Origin of the sequence: Amnibacterium flavum (genome assembly GCF_003097495.1) — a bacterium.
Classification (GTDB): domain Bacteria; phylum Actinomycetota; class Actinomycetes; order Actinomycetales; family Microbacteriaceae; genus Naasia; species Naasia flava.
On the sequence record NZ_QEOP01000001.1, the window covers coordinates 464,866 to 481,994 of the forward strand.

Annotated in this window: 16 protein-coding genes; 6 read left to right on the forward strand and 10 right to left on the reverse strand. The window is 70.0% G+C overall.

All coding sequences use genetic code 11. The features are described from left to right. Nucleotides 1–8: 8 nt before the first annotated feature. On the reverse strand, nucleotides 9–635 hold the full coding sequence (locus DDQ50_RS02225) for a GNAT family N-acetyltransferase (protein WP_116755095.1): 627 nt from the start codon (nucleotides 633–635) through the stop codon (nucleotides 9–11). Nucleotide 636: 1 nt separating this feature from the next. Next, entirely contained in the window at nucleotides 637–1,923 is a 1,287-nt protein-coding gene (locus DDQ50_RS02230; protein ID WP_116755096.1) for an adenylosuccinate synthase, read from the reverse strand. 152 nt (nucleotides 1,924–2,075) lie between these two features. On the opposite strand from DDQ50_RS02230, the gene DDQ50_RS02235 reads away from it, so the two are divergent. The 4 genes from DDQ50_RS02235 to DDQ50_RS02250 are packed head-to-tail and all read left to right on the forward strand — an operon-like array spanning nucleotide 2,076 to nucleotide 6,525. Next, on the forward strand, nucleotides 2,076–3,308 hold the full coding sequence (locus DDQ50_RS02235) for a hypothetical protein (protein ID WP_133245881.1): 1,233 nt from the start codon (nucleotides 2,076–2,078) through the stop codon (nucleotides 3,306–3,308). Between the two features lie 42 nt (nucleotides 3,309–3,350). Further along, on the forward strand, nucleotides 3,351–3,983 hold the full coding sequence (locus DDQ50_RS02240) for a TetR/AcrR family transcriptional regulator (RefSeq protein ID WP_116755098.1): 633 nt from the start codon (nucleotides 3,351–3,353) through the stop codon (nucleotides 3,981–3,983). Next, nucleotides 3,983–4,588 (forward strand): P-loop NTPase family protein, encoded by a 606-nt coding sequence (locus DDQ50_RS02245; protein ID WP_116755099.1) that lies wholly within the window; start codon nucleotides 3,983–3,985, stop codon nucleotides 4,586–4,588. The genes DDQ50_RS02240 and DDQ50_RS02245 overlap by 1 nt, the downstream gene beginning before the upstream one ends. Further along, nucleotides 4,585–6,525 carry a YhgE/Pip family protein gene (locus DDQ50_RS02250; protein ID WP_116755100.1) on the forward strand — a complete coding sequence of 647 codons (1,941 nt, stop codon included), beginning with the start codon at nucleotides 4,585–4,587 and terminating at the stop codon, nucleotides 6,523–6,525. The genes DDQ50_RS02245 and DDQ50_RS02250 overlap by 4 nt, the downstream gene beginning before the upstream one ends. A 285-nt stretch (nucleotides 6,526–6,810) precedes the next feature. Here the strand turns inward: DDQ50_RS02250 and DDQ50_RS02255 are convergent, their stop codons facing one another. Next, on the reverse strand, nucleotides 6,811–7,482 hold the full coding sequence (locus DDQ50_RS02255) for a TrmH family RNA methyltransferase (protein ID WP_377940281.1): 672 nt from the start codon (nucleotides 7,480–7,482) through the stop codon (nucleotides 6,811–6,813). A gap of 112 nt (nucleotides 7,483–7,594) precedes the next feature. On the opposite strand from DDQ50_RS02255, the gene DDQ50_RS02260 reads away from it, so the two are divergent. Next, nucleotides 7,595–8,272 carry a pentapeptide repeat-containing protein gene (locus DDQ50_RS02260; protein ID WP_116755101.1) on the forward strand — a complete coding sequence of 226 codons (678 nt, stop codon included), beginning with the start codon at nucleotides 7,595–7,597 and terminating at the stop codon, nucleotides 8,270–8,272. Nucleotides 8,273–8,281: 9 nt separating this feature from the next. On the opposite strand, the gene DDQ50_RS02265 is transcribed toward DDQ50_RS02260, so the two are convergent. The 5 genes from DDQ50_RS02265 to DDQ50_RS02285 all read right to left on the reverse strand — a co-directional run bounded on the left by DDQ50_RS02265 (nucleotide 8,282) and on the right by DDQ50_RS02285 (nucleotide 14,801). Further along, a complete protein-coding gene (locus DDQ50_RS02265; protein WP_116755102.1) occupies nucleotides 8,282–8,977 on the reverse strand; it encodes a VOC family protein in 696 nt (231 codons plus the stop codon). Further along, nucleotides 8,974–10,710: a hydantoinase B/oxoprolinase family protein gene (locus DDQ50_RS02270; RefSeq protein ID WP_165829661.1), complete on the reverse strand. Its 1,737-nt coding sequence runs from the start codon at nucleotides 10,708–10,710 to the stop codon at nucleotides 8,974–8,976. The genes DDQ50_RS02265 and DDQ50_RS02270 overlap by 4 nt, the downstream gene beginning before the upstream one ends. Continuing rightward, nucleotides 10,707–12,725, reverse strand: a complete 2,019-nt coding sequence (locus tag DDQ50_RS02275) for a hydantoinase/oxoprolinase family protein (protein WP_116755104.1) — start codon at nucleotides 12,723–12,725, stop codon at nucleotides 10,707–10,709. Before DDQ50_RS02275 ends, DDQ50_RS02270 begins: the two co-directional genes overlap by 4 nt. Then, the gene (locus DDQ50_RS02280) at nucleotides 12,722–13,969 is read right to left on the reverse strand and encodes a metal-dependent hydrolase family protein (RefSeq protein ID WP_116755105.1); all 1,248 of its coding nucleotides are present in this window, start codon (nucleotides 13,967–13,969) and stop codon (nucleotides 12,722–12,724) included. Before DDQ50_RS02280 ends, DDQ50_RS02275 begins: the two co-directional genes overlap by 4 nt. A 100-nt stretch (nucleotides 13,970–14,069) precedes the next feature. Beyond that, nucleotides 14,070–14,801, reverse strand: a complete 732-nt coding sequence (locus DDQ50_RS02285) for a VOC family protein (RefSeq protein ID WP_165829662.1) — start codon at nucleotides 14,799–14,801, stop codon at nucleotides 14,070–14,072. A 107-nt stretch (nucleotides 14,802–14,908) separates the two neighbouring features. Between DDQ50_RS02285 and DDQ50_RS02290 the strand changes: the two genes are divergently transcribed. Further along, nucleotides 14,909–15,613: a TetR/AcrR family transcriptional regulator gene (locus DDQ50_RS02290; protein ID WP_116755106.1), complete on the forward strand. Its 705-nt coding sequence runs from the start codon at nucleotides 14,909–14,911 to the stop codon at nucleotides 15,611–15,613. On the opposite strand, the gene DDQ50_RS02295 is transcribed toward DDQ50_RS02290, so the two are convergent. Together DDQ50_RS02295 and DDQ50_RS02300 are read right to left on the reverse strand one after the other, a co-directional pair. Beyond that, a complete protein-coding gene (locus DDQ50_RS02295; protein WP_116755107.1) occupies nucleotides 15,614–16,030 on the reverse strand; it encodes a nuclear transport factor 2 family protein in 417 nt (138 codons plus the stop codon). It abuts the gene before it with no gap. Continuing rightward, entirely contained in the window at nucleotides 16,023–17,123 is a 1,101-nt protein-coding gene (locus tag DDQ50_RS02300) for an alpha/beta hydrolase family protein (RefSeq protein WP_116755108.1), read from the reverse strand. The genes DDQ50_RS02295 and DDQ50_RS02300 overlap by 8 nt, the downstream gene beginning before the upstream one ends. Between the last annotated feature and the right edge of the window lie 6 nt (nucleotides 17,124–17,129).

The following is a 17,129-nucleotide window of genomic DNA, read 5'->3' on the forward strand; positions in this document are numbered from 1 at the left end:
GTCCCGGGTCAGGCCTTGGGCGAGGGCGCTGCAGCGATCTGCGCCACCAGCCCCGCGCGAACCGCGGGCCACTCGTCGACGATGATCGAGAAGATCGCGGCATCCCGCCAGGTGCCGTCGGCGCGCAGCTTGTCGCGACGGGTGATGCCCTCGAACGTCGCCCCGATCTTCGCGATCGCCGCACGCGAGCGCGCATTGCGGGCGTCGGCCTGCAGCTTGACGCGGCCGAACCCGCCTGCGAACGCGAGGTCGAGCATCAGCAGCTTGGCCTCGGGATTGACCTTGGTGCCCCACACCGTCGGAGACCACGCGGTCCAGCCGATGTGCGCGGCCTCGTTCGGCACGTCGAAGTCGGACAGTGTCGAGGTCCCGACGACCCGGCTGACGCCCCCTCGGTCGAGCAGACGGGCGACGAACGTGATCCCCGGCCCGTCCCACGCGTAATAGGAACGGGCGAACTCGACGAACCCGTCGAGAGTGTCGCGGTATCCCGCCGGCCCGCCGCCGTATCCGCCCGCGAAGACCTCGGAGTGCCCGATCGCCTCGAAGAGCTCGGGAAGATCCGCCTCGGTCAGGGGGTCGAGGCGCACGACATCGCCCTGCAGCGTCTGCGGGGCGGGGATCGTCGCGGTCATCTCAGTCGATCAGGTCGTGCCGGACGACGATCTCGTCGCGGCCGGGGCCGACGCCGATCGCGGAGATGCGGGCACCGCTCATCGCCTCGACCGCCAGGACGTACTCCTGGGCGGCGATGGGCAGGTCGGAGAACTGACGCGCACCCGTGATGTCCTCGTCCCAGCCCGGCAGCTCCTCGTAGATCGGAACCGCGTGGTGGAAGTCGGACTGGGAGACCGGCACCTCGTCGACGCGCACGCCGTCGACGTCGTAGGCGACGCAGACGGGGATGGTCTTCAGGCCCGTGAGCACGTCGAGCTTGGTGAGCACGAAGTCGGTGACGCCGTTGATGCGCGCGCTGTACCGGGCGATCGGAGCGTCGTACCAGCCGGTGCGGCGGGGACGACCCGTCGTGGTGCCGAACTCGAAACCGCGCGCCCGCAGCCACTCGCCGGATTCGTCGTTCAACTCGGTCGGGAACGGTCCGGAGCCGACGCGCGTCGTGTAGGCCTTGACGATCGCGATCACGCGGTCGAATCGGTTGGGCGCCACACCGGAGCCGGTCGCAGCTCCCCCGCTCGTCGCATTGGACGACGTGACGAAGGGGTAGGTGCCGTGGTCGACGTCGAGCATCGTCGCCTGGCCGCCCTCGAACAGCACGGTCTCGCCGCGGTCGAGCGCCTGATTCAGCACCAGCGACGTGTCGGCGACGAGAGGACGGAGACGATCGGCATACCCGAGCAGCTCGTTCACGATCTCGTCGGCCGCGATGGCGCGACGGTTGTAGATCTTCACCAGCAGGTGGTTCTTCTGGTCGAGGGCCCCCTCGACCTTCTGCCGCAGGATGCCCTCGTCGAAGATGTCCTGCACGCGGATGCCGACGCGGTTGATCTTGTCGGCGTACGCCGGGCCGATACCCCGGCCGGTGGTGCCGATCTGCCGCTTGCCGAGGAAGCGCTCGGTCACCTTGTCGATCGTGCGGTGGTAGTGCGTGATGATGTGCGCGTTCGCGCTCACCAGCAGACGGGACACATCGACACCGCGCGCGATCAGCGCGTCGAGCTCCTGGAAGAGCACCTCGATGTCGACGACGACACCGTTGGCGATGACGGGGACGACACCCTCGCTGAGGATGCCGGACGGAAGCAGGTGGAGTGCGTACTTCTTGTCGCCGATGACGACGGTGTGGCCGGCGTTGTTGCCGCCGTTGAACTTGACGACGTAGTCGACACGGCTACCGAGCAGGTCGGTCGCCTTGCCTTTGCCCTCGTCACCCCACTGGGCACCGATCAGCACGATGGCGGGCATGGCATTCCCCCTTCGGGATGTCTCGAACGAGCCACCCAAGCTTACCGAGCACCGCCCAGCCCCGCCGCGGCCCCGCGACGCGGCTGCAGTCGAACGGGAACACGCACTCGGCGGTGAGATCGTCCTGGCCCGTCCGCTCGTACTATCGGCAGATGGGCCGGCGCCACCTCTTCGTCTTCGCGCCGCTCGGCATCCTCGCCGTCGCTCTCGTTGCTTCGTCGCCCGCGCACGCGGTCGGCAACAGCTATCAGTGGAGCGGCGGCAGCTCCGTCGGGTTCGACACCAGCGACCCGACGAACTGGTCGGGTGCCGCAGGGCCGGGCTCCGGCGACGACATCTACATCCCCGCCGGTACCGACATGAACGTCGACGGGGGCCCGCTGACCGTCCGCCGGCTGATGGTCGATGTGGGGCAGGACTTCGGCATCTCCGGGCAGCCCATGACGATCACCGGGGAGATCGCCGTCACGCAGCCGGCCGGTTACGCGACGGAGATCGAGAACGACCTCACCCTCGACGATGTGGACTTCGTCTTCGTCCAGGACACGAACACCCTTTTCGTCAGCGGCCCGATGACGGTCGTCGGCGACGCCCAGCTGGGAGGCGAGGGCGACATCGTCGTCTCCGGTCAGGTCGCCGGTGGGAGCGTGACCGTCTTCGGCGACGGCGACCTCGTCCTGCGGGGAGGAGGGAGCCTGGCCGGCATCTCCGTGCAATCGGGGACCGTTCACGCCGGCTCGGTCATCACATCCGATGTCGCCGCGACCGGCGGAGTGCTGTCGGGCGGCACCCCGTCGAACACCGGCGGATCGGAGCAGAGCGTCGGCGCCGTCTCGCTCGGCTCGAGCGCCGTACTGTCCCCCGGGCCGACGCCCGGCGGAGACGACGAGGGTCTGTTCGCGACGACGGGGTCGTTGAGCGCCGCGCCCGGTTCGTCCGTCGTCCTCGGTCTCGGCGCAGCCTCGGACGCGGTCGCCGTGGCCGGCACCGCCGACATCACCGGAAGCACGCTGATCGTCCACCCACGCCCCGGACTCCAGGCGGGTGATCGCTTCGTCCCGATCACGGCGGGGGCCATCGTCGGCGAGTTCGCCGACGAATCAGGAACGCCCCTGACGGGCGGATCAACGTTCGTGCAGAGCGGTCAGCGCTGGCGCATCACCTACGGCACCACCGACATCGCGGTCGAGAACCTCGGTCCGGTGCCGACTGCAGGTTCCGCGCCGAGTGGAGCCGGAGCTCTGGCGGAGACCGGGCCCGCCGGGGCCGGCACGCTGGCCGCGCTCGGGATGACGTTCACCGCCCTGGGTGCCGCCCTCCTCGTCGCGACCCGGCTCGTACCGTCCTTCAGCCCGAGACGGCCACCCCGCTCCTCTCGCCGGTGACGCTAACTTGCACAGTGATGTGCAAGTTATTACGATGACGATATGCCTTCCTCGTCCACCCGTGCGCCCCGGCGGGATGCCGCGCAGAACCGGGAGTCGATCCTGACTGCGGCGCGCGCGGTCCTCGCCTCCAACCCCGAGGCGCCGCTCGAGGACATCGTCAGCGCCGCCGGTCTCACCCGCCGGGCGTTCTACGGCCACTTCGCGTCCCGCGACGAGCTGAGGGTCGAGCTCGCCCGGTCCGGTGCCCAGCGCGTCGCATCCGCGGTCGCCGACGCCGAACGGGACGACACTCGGATCACCCTCGCCCTGGTCGGCCTGCGGATGTGGGACGAGGTGGGCGATGTCCGCCTGCTCGCGCAGACGGCGGTGCGCGGACCGCTCCTCGGGGAACTCGCGGCTCCGCTCGCCCCCGTGCGCGCGCTTCTGCTGCGAACGGTCGAGCGGGGAGTGACGGCCGGGGAGATCCGGACCGACATCGAACCCGCCACCTTGGCCCGCCTGCTCGAGGCCTCGGCGATCGCCGTACTCGAGGAAGCCGCCCAGACCGGAATCGACGGTGAGGGAGCGCGCCGGCTCGTGGTGCGGTCGGTCCTCAGCATCTCGGGCATGTCCTGGCAGGAGATCGAGTCGCTGCTCGCTCAGACGGCCGAGTTGAGGGAAGGCGCCGCCTGATGCGCATCACAGCAGACCGGATCTCGGTCGGAACCGGGGTCGCCGCCGCGCTTCCTCCCGTCTCCTTGGAGTTCGCCTCGGCCGAGCCGGCCATGCTCGCCGTCGACACCGCGGATCGCCCCACGGTCCTCGCCCTCGCGGTGAGCGGACGGATGAGGCTGGGCGGCGGACAGGTCTATGTGGACGGGCGGATCGAGCCCGACCGGTTGCGCCGCGTGACCGCGATCGTCGATGCCCCGACTGTCGCCGAGCCCGCCGACACGGTCAGCACCCGGCACATCGTGCACGAGGAGCTCGTCATCTCGGGCCAGCGCGCGAACCGCGCAGCCGTCGAGCGACTGATCGGTCTCGCATCGGCCGACGACTTCGCCGACGAACCGCTCGGCGCGCTGCCGGGTGATCTGCGCATCCGGCTACTCGCCGAGACCGCGGCATCGCGCCCCGGCGTGCGGGCGCTGATCCTCACCTCTCCCGAACGGCACGGCGGCGACCCCGTCGAGCTCAGCCGCCTCATCGCGGACCTCAGCGACCGCGGCTTCGCGGTGCTCACCCTCACTTCGGCTGCCATGGTCACGGCGGTCGGCGGAACAGGAACACTCCAGTGACGATCCTCAACCTCATCGGCGCCGAACTGCGCCGGCTCGTCGCGTCGCCCCTCGCACGGCTCGCGTTCGTGGCGCTCATGATCGTGCCGCTCATCTACGGCGGCCTCTACCTCTGGGCCAACCGCGACCCCTACAGCGCGCTCGACAAGGTGCCCGCGGCGCTCGTCGTCGAGGACACCGGCGCGAACGTCGACGGCTCGACCACCAACTACGGCGACGACATGGCGAAGGGCGTGCTCGACGGGCATGACTTCGATTGGAGCGAGACCGACGCCGACACCGCCGCCGCCGGAGTCCGGAACGGGGACTACGACTTCAGCATCACCCTGCCGGCCGACTTCTCCCGCGATCTCGCGTCGGCATCGACCGACTCGCCGACGCAGGCCCGGATCACGCTCACGACGAGCGACACCAACAGCTACCTCATCTCGACGATCGCCGGTCAGGCCGCCAAGACCATCCGGTCCGAGATCGCCGAACAGGTCGGAGAAGAGGCCGCCAACCAGTTCCTCGTGGGCTTGGCGACGATCCGGGACGACCTGTCGGATGCCTACGACGGCGCCTCGCAGCTCGCGGACGGTGCCGCATCCGCCGCCGACGGGGCCGACCGGCTCGCCGACGGCACGAGCGCTCTCGCAGACGGTGCCGCGACACTGTCCTCCGGTGCCGACACCCTGGCGTCGGGCCTCGGGCGGCTGAACTCGCAGACCTCCGCCCTTCCGGGGCAGGCGAGCACGCTGTCGAGCGGAGCAGCGCAGGTCGCTGCCGGCAACGCTCAGCTCGCGCAGGCGGGAGCAAAGGCGGCTGAAGATTCCGCCGCGGCGGCAGCAGCCGTGCCTGTAGCTCGTGCCGACCTCGAGGCCGCCCTCCGCGCAACCGGCGCGCTCACACAGGAGCAGATCGACGAGATCATGACCGAGCTCGATCCCATCGGGGATGCAGTTCTGACTACCGACGCGACAGTCCAGGGCGTCAACGGCCAGCTCGGCGCGCTCGCCACCGGCAGCGCGCAAGTCGCCGCCGGTGCGAAGGCTCTGTCCGACGCGACTCCCACCCTCGCCGGGGCGGTCGCTCAGGCGACTGCGGGGGCTGATCGGCTCTCCACCGGTGCCGAGTCGCTCAGCAGCGGCGCGGCGACCGCGCGCGACGGCGCTGCCGCCCTCCGCGACGGCGTCGACCAGCTCGCGACCGGATCCTCGACACTGCGCGACGGTCTGAAGTCCGGCATCGACCAGATCCCCGATTCGACCGATGCTCAGCGCAGCGCCCAGGCGGCGACCATCGGCAACCCCGTCGATGTCACGACCGACGATCTCGCCGAGGCCACCGATTACGGGGCCGGCCTCGCGCCGTTCTTCCTCAGCCTCGCCGCCTGGATCGGCCTGTATGCGCTCTTCCTGATCGTGAAGCCGCTGTCTCGTCGCGCCATCACCGCGCTGACCAAACCGTGGAAGGTCACCCTCGCCGGCTGGCTGACCCCGGGCGTGCTCGGCATCGTCCAGGCCGCCCTGCTCGTCACGCTCGCGGGGTCGGTGCTCGGCTTCGGCATCGCGAACCCGATCGGGATGTTCGCGTTCGGTGCGCTCGTCGCTCTGACCTTCGCCGCCATCCTGCTCGCGCTCAACGCCCTGCTCGGGTCGGTCGGTCAGTTCATCGGGCTGGTTCTCATGGTCGTGCAGCTCGTCACCGCGGGCGGCACGTTCCCATGGCAGACGCTGCCCGAGCCGCTCGCCTGGCTGCACCGCCTGCTGCCGATGAGCTACTCGGTCGACGGATACCGGCACCTCATGTACGGCGGATCGTCCGGCGCCGTGCTGGCCGACATCCTTGTGCTGGTGGGGTGGCTGCTCGCAGCCCTGCTCGTGACGTATCTGACGGCGGCGCGGATGACGAAGTTCCGCACCCTCCGCGACCTGAGGCCGTCCCTCATCGGCTGACGCGCGCCCCGCCCGCCCATTGAGCCCGCCGAAATGAGCGGGATGCGCCTCGACCAGCTCAGCGGGCGACACCCCCGCCCATTGAGCGCAGCGAAATGAAGGGACCTACGCATCGCTCCGCTCAGCGAGCGGGACACCCCCGCCGCCCATTGAGCCCGTCGAAATGAGCGGCGCGCGCTTCGACCAGCTCAGCGAGCGGCACCCCCCCCCCCGCCCATTGAGCCCGTCGAAATGAGCGGCGCGCGCTTCGACAAGCTCAGCGGGCGGTGCTCCATCCGCCCCGGGTCAGGTGGGGGTGGGCGGGACGTGTTGGACGATCCAGGTGTGCATGACGATGGCTGCCGCCGCGGACGCGTTGAGCGAGCGGGTCGAACCGTACTGGGTGATCTCGACGGCGAGGTCCGCTGCGGCGAGCGCTTCGTCGGTGAGTCCCGGGCCCTCCTGACCGAACAGCAGCACACACGCTTCGGGGAGCGCGACCTGCTCGACGGGGCGGGATCCGGGAAGGTTGTCGACGGCGACGATCGGCAGCGACCGCTCCCGAGCCCAGTCGACCAGATCGGCGACGGTCTCGTGGTGGAGGACGTGCTGGTAGCGGTCGGTGACCATGGCGCCGCGCTTGTTCCAGCGACGGCGCCCGACGATGTGGACGGTCTCGGCGAGGAAGGCGTTGGCGGTGCGCACGATCGACCCGATGTTCATGTCGTGCTGCCAGTTCTCGATGGCGACATGGAACGGATGCCGGCGACGGTCGAGGTCGGCGACGATCGCCTCCATCGTCCAATAGCGGTACTCGTCGACGACGTTGCGGCTGTCGCCCCGCTCGAGCAGCTCGGGGTCGTACCTGAGGTCTGTGGGCCACTCCCCCGGCCACGGGCCGACGCCATGTGTGCTCAGCTCGACCGACGGCGTCGGCGCGGTGGGCTCGATGGGCTCGTTGTCGGGATCCTGCGGCACGACGCCCAGGCTATTCGACCCCCTGCTCAGCGAGAGGAGACGCGCGACTCCGCCTGCGTCCCGCCGGCCATGCTGGTCGGAGGGACCGAGGGAGAGGGCGGATAGTGGGGGAATGGTGAAGGCGCGCGGTCTCGAGGCTCCCCGTCTGTCGCGGGTGTCGCTCCCGCATCTCGAAGTTCCCGAGCCGGGGACCGAGTTCGTCGACGCGTCGCTCGACGCGTTGCGGCTCGAGTTCGACACCAGCGAGGTGAGTCTCGATCGCAGCGCCGTCATCGAATGCGACCTGTCCGACCTGCGGGTCGAGGTCCTGTCGGCGGACGGGTCGCGCTTCGCCGATGTCGTCGCGACGGGGATCGACGTCGTCACCTGGCGCGGCCACGACTCGTCCTGGCGCGACGTCGAGATCGGACGAGGGCGCATCGGCTCGATCGACCTGTCCGACAGCGATCTCAGCAGCGTGCGCTTCTCCGACCTGCGGATCGGCTACCTCGACCTGCGAGCCGCGACCCTCGGCGACGTGCTGTTCGAGCGCTGCCGGATCGGCACCCTCGACCTCCCGTCGGCGACGCTCAAACGGGTCGCGTTCGATTCCTGCACCGTCGACGAGCTCGACCTGCGCATGATCGACTGCGCCTCCGTCGACATCCGCGGACTCGAGGTCGGTGCACGCCTCGAACTCGCCGCCCGCCCGGGGCGGGAACCGCTCGCGGGCATCGTCGCGTCGCCCGAGCAGGCGCGCGACCTCGCCCCGGTGCTCGCGCGAGCAGCCGGACTCACCCTGCTCGACTGAGCGACGCGGTCAGGGGGCGAGGAGGAACTGCGCTCCCATCGGGTCCGCCGCGACGACCACGCCGTCGAGTCGCGGAGCGTCCGCCGATCCGCCTGCACGAGCGATCGCCTCGACCGTCGAATCCTGCGAGACCACGCGCAGGATCGGCCGCCACTGGGACTGATCCCCTGCCGTCAGCCGCGCCGGGTAGCCGCCCGCATCGAGGGTCACGAGACCCGAGGAGTCGTCGTCCGCGACGGTCCACCCGAGCACCTCCGTCAGGAACCGCACGGTCCCCGCGACATCGGCGGTGACGAGCTCGGCGCCGGCGAAGCGTCCCTCGACGGCCCCTACGGAATGCGGATCGAATTCGAGCGGCTGCCACACCCCGATGGTCGCGTCGAAAGGATCGGTGATCATCGCGACGATGCCGTAGTCGCCGAGCTGCATCGGGTCGAACGTGACCGCGCCGCCGGCGGCGAGCACGCTCTTCAGCAGAGCGGACATGTCATCGGTCGTGACGAACACGGTCCAGCGAGGCGGCCCCTTCGACTCCGGGATCGCCTCGGCACCCGCCACCAGCTCGTCGCCTGCCGCGAGCGCGTTGTACGGGTGGTCGTCCTCGACGACCGGTCGGAGCACCCATCCGAAGACCTGCCCATAGAAGGCGACCGATCGTGGGAAGTCGGTGCTGATGACATCCATCCATGCGAGCGGAGCGGTCATGCTCGAGCTCCCTTCGTTCGAAGTTCCGTAGTGGTCTCGATATCGAGGACTCCGTCGGCGGAGACGGCAACCAGGTAGTCCCTGGCCGCCGACTCGACGCTCACGAACCCTTCACGCACATCGGCTGCGACCGCCTCGGGATCGCGCTCAGCGGCCGGGCCGTAGCCGCCGCCGCCGGCGCCGTTCAGAACGACCGCCTCGCCGGCTCCGACGGGCACGTCGGTGCTCATGCCCGTCGACAGCTCATGGTCGGTCCCGGCGGCGACCCGCGCATCGTTGGCTCCCCGGGCGGCGGAACCGCCGCCACGTCCGGTGTCGGCGAGGCTGCCGGTGCGCTGGCCCTGGATCGTCAGGGATGCGGCCTCGTCGAAACGCCACTCGACGACGGTGCCGAGGCCGCCTCGCCACTTCCCGGGTCCACCGGTGTCGGTGACCAGCTCGTATCGGACCTTCATCGCCGGTGCCTGCGCCTCCCACACCTCCGCCGAAGCCGTCTCGATACCCGAGATGGAGAAGTGCTGGAGCGCGCTCGCCCCGTCTCTGCCGTCGAGGGCGCCGTAACCGATGGGCGCGGCGTCCCCGACCTGAACCATGCCCGACGGGAACTCCGCGAGCAGCGCCGTCGTGTGTCCCGCCGTGGGGGCGGGCACCCTCTCGGAGAGAGCGGGCATGAGGGCGGTGACGACCATCTCGCTCAGTACCGACGCGGCGACGTGCATCATGAACGATCCAGCGGGTGCCTGCGCGTTGAAGATCGACCCTTCGGGTGCCGTGACGGTGAGAGGACGGTACTCGCCGGAGTTCGCCGGCATCGTGTCCTCCGTCGTCAGCCGCTTGAGCGCCAGGCGGCAGGCGGCGACGGTCTGCTTGTACGGGACATTGAGTGCGCCGTACTGCTGCGGGCCCGAACCGGTGACGTCGACCTCGATCTCGGACCCGGAGATGCGCACCGTCACCACGAGCGGGATGACGCCCGGACCGTACCCGGTGTTGTCCAGCTCATCCTCGACGCGGTATTCGCCGTCGGGGATGCTCTCGAGCACCGCTCGCACGGCTCGCTCGCCTCTGTTCAGGAGCTCATCGATCGCGAGGCGATAGGACGCCTCGCCGTGCGCGGTGACCAGCGCCGCGATGCGGCCGGCTCCCGCGCGCGTCGCGGCGGCCGCCGACTTGAGGTTGCCGACGGTCTCCCGAGGCATCCGCGAGTTGGCGGCGACGATCTCGGAGATCACCTCATCGACCACGCCCGCTCGCACGAACTTCACCGGCGGCAGCATGAGACCCTCCTCGTAGCTGCTGTTCGCATCGGCGGGATAGGCGTTGCGAGCACCGGAATCGCCCATGTGCCCGCGGATCGCGCAGAATCCGACGAGCTCGCCGTCCGCGAACGCCGGGCTGACGACGGCGATGTCGGGCGGGTGCGCCCCCGTCAGGTAGGGCTGACTGCAGATCACCGTGTCGCCCTCCTCGAGTCGGTCGCGACCGAAGGCCTCGACCACGGCTTCGACCGTGAACGCGAGCGAGCCGACGTACTCCGGCAGCCCTGACGCATCGCCGACGACATTCACCTGGTCGTCGAAGACGGCGACGCTGAAGTCGTGCGAGTCGTAGATGGTGGGGGTGAGCGAGGTGCGGACGAACTGCGCGAACACCTCGCGCGCCGTCGAGGCCAGGCCGGCGCGGATGACCGCGGCGCTGATCGGGTCGGCGGTCGTCGGTTCGGGAGCGTTCATCGTGACATCACCAGATTCCCCTTGTCGTCGATGACCGCCGTCCATCCAGGGGGCAGCACCGTGGTCGTGGTGGGCTCCTCGACGATCGCGGGCCCCTCGACGCGGATGCCTTCGAGGATGTCGATGCGTGACCAGACCGGCCAGGTCGACCGCGTTCCGGCTGAGCGGTCTCGCACCTCACGGCTGGTCCGGGCACGTCCAGTGCCGGTGGCGTGCTGCGCGGCCGTGAACGGGGGCTTCGGCAGTTCGCCGATCGCCCGGACCAGATAGGTCAGGATCTCGGTGCCGCCGTCGACGGTGAAACCGAAGGCCGACTGGTGAGCGGCGTCGAACGCGGCCCGGAGCGCCGTCGACCCGCCGTCGTCGAACGGGATCAGGATCGTGTGCTCCTGACCCTCGTAGCGCATCTCCACGAATCGCAGCAGGGTGCTGTGCGACTCGTCGACGCCCTCCGCGCGCAGGGTGGCCACCGCTTCGTCGACGAGTTCGCCGAACGGAGCGACGAGGTCCTCCGGCGCGAAGTCCTCGGGGTTACGGATCAGCGTGCGGCTGCGCTCCTGGACCACGTCGAGCGTCTGCATGCCCCAGGCCGAGAAGACCCCCGGATGCGGCGGGATCACGACGGTGCCGATCCCCAGCTCCTCGGCCAGTCGGGCGGCCACCAGAGGCCCGCCTCCGCCGTAGGCGAAGATCGCGAAGCTGCGCGGATCCACTCCTTGGCCGACTGTCATCTCTTCGAGAAGGCGCGCCATCTTGGCCTCGACGACGCGAAGGATGCCGGCCGCAGCGGCGTCGACATCGATTCCGAGCGGGCCGGCGATCCGATCAGCGATCGCGGTGCGAGCCGCCGCGGCGTCGAGGGTCATGCCGCCGTCGATGAGGGTCGTGGGGAGCAGCCCGGTGACGACCGCGGCGTCCGTGAAGGTCGGCTCGGTGCCGCCGCGCCCGTAACTGACGGGACCGGGCGTGGATCCCGCGCTGCGGGGGCCCACCTCGAGCGCTCCCACGTCGTCGACCGATGCGAGGCTCCCGCCGCCGGCGCCGATCGTCGCGAGGTCGAGCATCGGCATCAGGTAGTGCTCGCCGGCGATCTCGGCCGATGGCGTCATGGTCGGCAGGCCGCCGCGCACCAGCGCGGCGTCGAAGCTCGTCCCGCCCATGTCGATCGCGATGATGTCCGACCAGCCGCCCGCCCGCGCGACCACAGCGGCGCCGGCGACACCCGCGGCGCATCCGGAGACGAGCGTGCGCAATGCACGTTCGCGAGCCAGTTCGACGCCCATGACGCCGCCGTCGCTCGAGGTGATGAGAAGGCGCCCGTCGAAACCACGGGCGACCATACCCTCCTCGAGCCGGTCGAAGTAGCGCGCCATCGTCGGTCGGAGGTACGCCTCGCCGACGGCCGTGGATGCGCGCTGGAACTCGCGGTAGCGGCGGGTCAGCTCGTGCGACAGCACGACCTCGAGTCCGGGGAACGCCTCCCGGATAGCCTCACCGGCGCGTCGCTCGTGCTCGGGATAGGCGTAGGAATTGATGAAGCACACGGCGATGGATTCGGCGCCCCTGCCGATCAGCTCGCGGGTGCGGGCGACGACCTGCTCGAGGTCGAGGTCGGTCTCGACCGTCCCGTCGGCGCGCACTCGGCCGTCGACTTCGGCCGACAGGCTCCGCGGAACGATGGGCGACGGCGCATCCCAGGTGAGGCGGAACGCCGGCCAGCTCGAGGTGCGCAGCACCAGCATGTCCCGGAACCCGCGGGTGGCGAGGAAACCGACCTTCGCGCCTCGCCGCTGGAGGAGGGTGTTGATGCCGATCGTCGTCCCGTGCGTGAACCGCTCGATCTGCTCGGGCGCGGCGTCCGCGCTCTCGAGGGCGGCCACGATCCCCTCGGCGGGCGCCTCTGCGACGGTCGGCTGCTTGCCGACCACGATGGTGCCGTCGGCCAGGTCGAGGGTGACGACGTCGGTGAAGGTGCCACCGACGTCCACCGAGGCTGCGAGCGGACGGGGGCTCACGCGGCGACCTCGTCGCGGATGATGCGTCCCCCCTGGAAGACGGCGGAGACGGGCCGCGTCGTGCGGAAGGGCCGCATGCTCAGCGGGTCGTCGTCGATGAGCACCGCGTCGAAGACGTACCCCGCGGCGATCCGCCCGTGGGTATCAGCGAGACCCATGAGCTCAGCACCTCCGAGCGTCGCGGCGAGCAGCACCTCGGGGGCGGGCATCCCCGCGTCGTGGAGCAGGGCGAGTTCTTCGAGGTTGCGTCCCTGGACGACCAGGTCGCTGCCCACCGCGATGCGGACCCCCGCTGCGCGTGCGACCTCGACCTGGCGGCCGCTCCGCGAGTGGACCTCGCGGACCCGGGCGGCGGCGCTGGCCGGAAGGAGCCCCTTGGCAGCGAGTTCGGCGAGCTCCTCCACCACGACGAGGGTGGGCACCAGCCACGCTCCGCGTGCCGCCATGAGGTCGGCCTGACGCTCGTCGAGGAACATGCCGTGCTCGATCGAGCGAACTCCGGCTTCGACCGCAGCCGTCAATCCGGCGCCGCCGTACGCGTGGGCTGTGACGGGGATGCCCGCACGGGTCGCCTCTTCGATCGCGGTGCGGATCTCGGCGTCGGTGAACTCGGATGTGTCGGGGTGGTCGCGGACCGTGGACAGGAGGCCGCCGGTCGTGCAGAGCTTGATCCAGTCGACGCCCGCGCGGGCCTGACGACGGATCGCCTTGCGCATCTCCTCGACCCCGTCGACGAGGTAGTCGCCTCGACCGGCGTACTCGGGGACGAGGAAGCCGCCGAGCATCTCCCGGCCGATGCTCGGCAGATAGCCGTCGGAGTGGCCGCCGGTCTGGCTGAGCGGGGGACCCGACACGCGCATCGTCGGGCCGGGCACCAGACCATCGGCGATCCCCTCGCGGATACCCGCATCCGACGTTGCCACGTCGCGCACCAGGGTGATACCCATGTCGAGCACGCGCCGCGCGTTGGCGGCGACCTCGAGTGTCCACCGCGTCGCCGTCATAGCCCCCATGAGGAACATGTCGTCGGTGAAGCAGCCGAGGTGCAGGTGGCAGTCGGCGAACCCCGGCATGAGGTACCGGCCGCGACCGTCGACCCGGACCACGCCGTCGGGGACGGGCGTCCCCTCCGGCTGGATGATCCCGTCGATCACGACGACTGTGGTGGCGGGGCCGAAACGGCCGGTCTCATCGAGGGGACGGACTCGCTCGAGTACCAGCGATCCGGGTGTCGGGGAGGTCATGCTCGGAGTTTCCCAACCGCCTCAAACACCTGTCAAGCGATAGGTATTGCCGCGGGAACATGTTTACAAAACGGAAACAGCGCCGTATTTTTCCGCGCTCTTATCCGGCTGAACCGGTCGGGAGAACGGCGGTCGGCTCACGGAGCACGAACGCCGCACCGAACGGATCGCGTGCCAGAACGGTCCCGTCCGAACGCCGCTCGCAGACCCCTCCGTCGCGGATCACGGCGTCGACGGTCTCGGCGTACGTCGTCGCAGCCAGGACGGGAATCCACGCTCCGCCGCTCCCCCGCAGCACCCGCGCATCCACTCCTCCCGCGTCGAACCGCACCCCGCCAATCGCCCCGGTGCGCGGTCGCCAACCGAGGGCCTGCTCGAGGAACTTCCCGGTCGCGTCCGGATCCGGCGTCTGGAGTTCGGCGCCGATCAGCCTCCCCGCTCCTGTCGCTCCGCCGAGAGGCGGGCTGGTCTCGGCTACCCCGAGTCCCGTTCCATCGGGGGCGAGCACGTAGGCGAGGCTGCCCCAGCCGGACAGCGGATACGGCTCGTGCCCGATCCGGCCTCCGGCGTCGACCGAACGGCGGAACAGTGCCGCGGTGTCTGCGGTGCCGACGTACAGCGTCCACGTCGAGGGCCCCTTGTGAGGCGGGATCTCCTCGGCCCCAGCAACCACCGTGCCGTCGGCGTCGCGCAGGAGGTGGTACGGGAGCCCGTTGTGCTCGATGGCGTCGTCCATGCGCCAGCCGAACACGCTCCGGTAGAACTCGGCCGTCCGTGTCAGGTCGGTGCTGATCACATCCATCCAGTGCAGCCGTGTCAGTGTCTCGATCACCTGGCGAGTGTGACCGGCCACCCGATTTCCTGTCAATCGACAGGAACGGGTCCGCGACTGCCGTCCGTCTCCCGTCGCGGAACCGACCGGCGTGACAGAATCGGGCGATGACGAGCGAGAGCGCACGTGTTCGGTCGGGACGCCCGCGCCTCGTCGACCGCGGTGACGATCAGCTCGACCCGCACGACCAGATCCTCGCCGCAGCCGCGGAGCTCTTCGCCGAGCGCGGCTACGGGGCCACGACGACGCGGGCGATCGCCGAGAAGGTCGGCATCCGACAGGCATCGCTGTACTACCACTTCGCCGGCAAGGACGAGATCCTCCTCGAGCTGCTCGAAACGTCCGTGAGGCCCAGCCTCGCGTACTTGACCGATCTTCTGCGGCACCCCGACCCCGCTGTCGCGCTCGCGGCGCTCGCCATCCTCGACGTCGACACCCTGATCGCCACGCCCCACAACATCGGCACCCTCTACCTCTCGCATGAGGTGCTCGAGCCTCGCTTCGAGAGCTTCCGCCAGGCGCGCGAAGCGCTGCGGGAGGCGTACAGCGAGTTGTGCGGGCGGATCGGCACCCACCTCGACGCCGATTTCCTCGGAGCGTGCTGCCTCCAGCTCGTCGAGCTCGTGATCACGCTCCGGCGCGACGGCGAGCCCCCGGCGTCGACGGCGATCGACATCGCCGCGGCCTGCCTCTCGGTCGTCGGCGTCTCACCGCCCGGCCCGGCGCTCGACCAGGGCATCCGGGTCGCCGGCGAGCTCCGCGCGAGACTCACCGCACAGCAGCCCGGCGAATCCTCGGCCACCGACGCGTGATCAGAGCGTGTCGCTGACCACACTCACGATCTTCCAGCGGCCGTCGAGCCGGACGAGCGAGAAGATGTCGACAGCGGGTGTGCTCGTGCCGTCGGGAAAGTCCATGCTGAAGCGCTGCAGGACCGAGGCGACATCGCCGACAACCGTGAAGCTGCGTTCACCGGGGGTCTCGACATACCCGTGCACGGCGAGATCGTCGCGCATCTGGGCGCGGGCATAACCCTCGTTGTCGAATACCCGGATGCGTTCGTCGCCGGGGAACAGCCGCAGGGCGAGCACAGCACCGGTCACATAGCCCGACGCGAACCGCGCCCAGTCCGGCTCTCCGCCCTCGTCGAAGGAGAGCGCGGCGTAGCTGTCGTCGATGATCGCCGCGATCTCCGCTTCGACACGGGTGGAACCGCCGGCCTCAGTCACGCACCGTCACCGTCGCCAGTCCTGTCGCGTCCTCGAGCACGCGATCGAGCCGCCTGTCCTCGAGAAGCGCCGACGCGCGGGCGTCGCTCTTCAGCACCGCATCGAAATGCGCCGTAGTGAGGCCCCGCCACAGCTCCTCCGTCGGTCCCTCCGGCGCGAGCTCGTCGAACGGGCGACAGACCCGGGCGACGACCTCCCAGTCGGTGCCGGGGTAGGTCTCGGCGCAACGATCGAGGAACGCCCGCATCCACTCGTGCCCGGTCTCGATGTTGTCGACGAAGTGATTGTGGTCGGCATCGAGGAGGACGACCATCCGACGCGTATCCGGCACCAGGTCGCGGTAGAGCTCGAACTGACCGAAGAGCGGCAGCATGCTGTCCCTCGAACCGACGAGCATGAGCGTCGGGACGCCGTGGTCGATGGGGCCGATCTTGTTCAGCTTGGTGGTTGCGCGCTTGCGGCCCTCACGGAACGTGGATCCTCCGCCGGGGCACATCGGCACCGCCGCTTTGATGCGCGGAGCGACGACCGGGCCGATGAGCGACGTCCATCCCCCGTAACTGGCCCCGGTGATCCCGATCTGCTCATCGGCGACGGGCAGGGTGTCGAGCGCGTGCTGGACGAGGAAGGGGACATCGCCGCGGCGGTTGTCCGCGATCGAATCCATGTGCGCGGCGAGGGCGGTCTCGTCACCGACACCCGCCTGCGAGGCGAAGAACTCGTCGACCTCGGGAGCGGTGCTCCCGAGGATGTCAGGGGCGACGACGAGATAGCCGTGCGAGGCGAGATGAGTAGCGACGAAGGTGGCCTCGCGCCGGAAGCCGGCCCAGCCGTGCACGTTGAAAACGACGGGGAACCGTCCGTCGAGCAGGGGCGCGTCGCGCACGGCCGCCTGGCGGGCGGGGTTGTCCGGATCCCAGTCGCTCGAGAAAGTGTCCTGGGTCTCCGGGTCGATGTCCCGACCCGCGATCGAGTCGACGGACGGGTAGTAGATCTCGACCGGGATATCGCGGCCGCGCGGCTCGTCGAGCCAGTACTCGGTCCGCACTCCGACGGGGTGGGTACCGCGACTGAACGGGTCGTAGGTGGTCATGTCGGT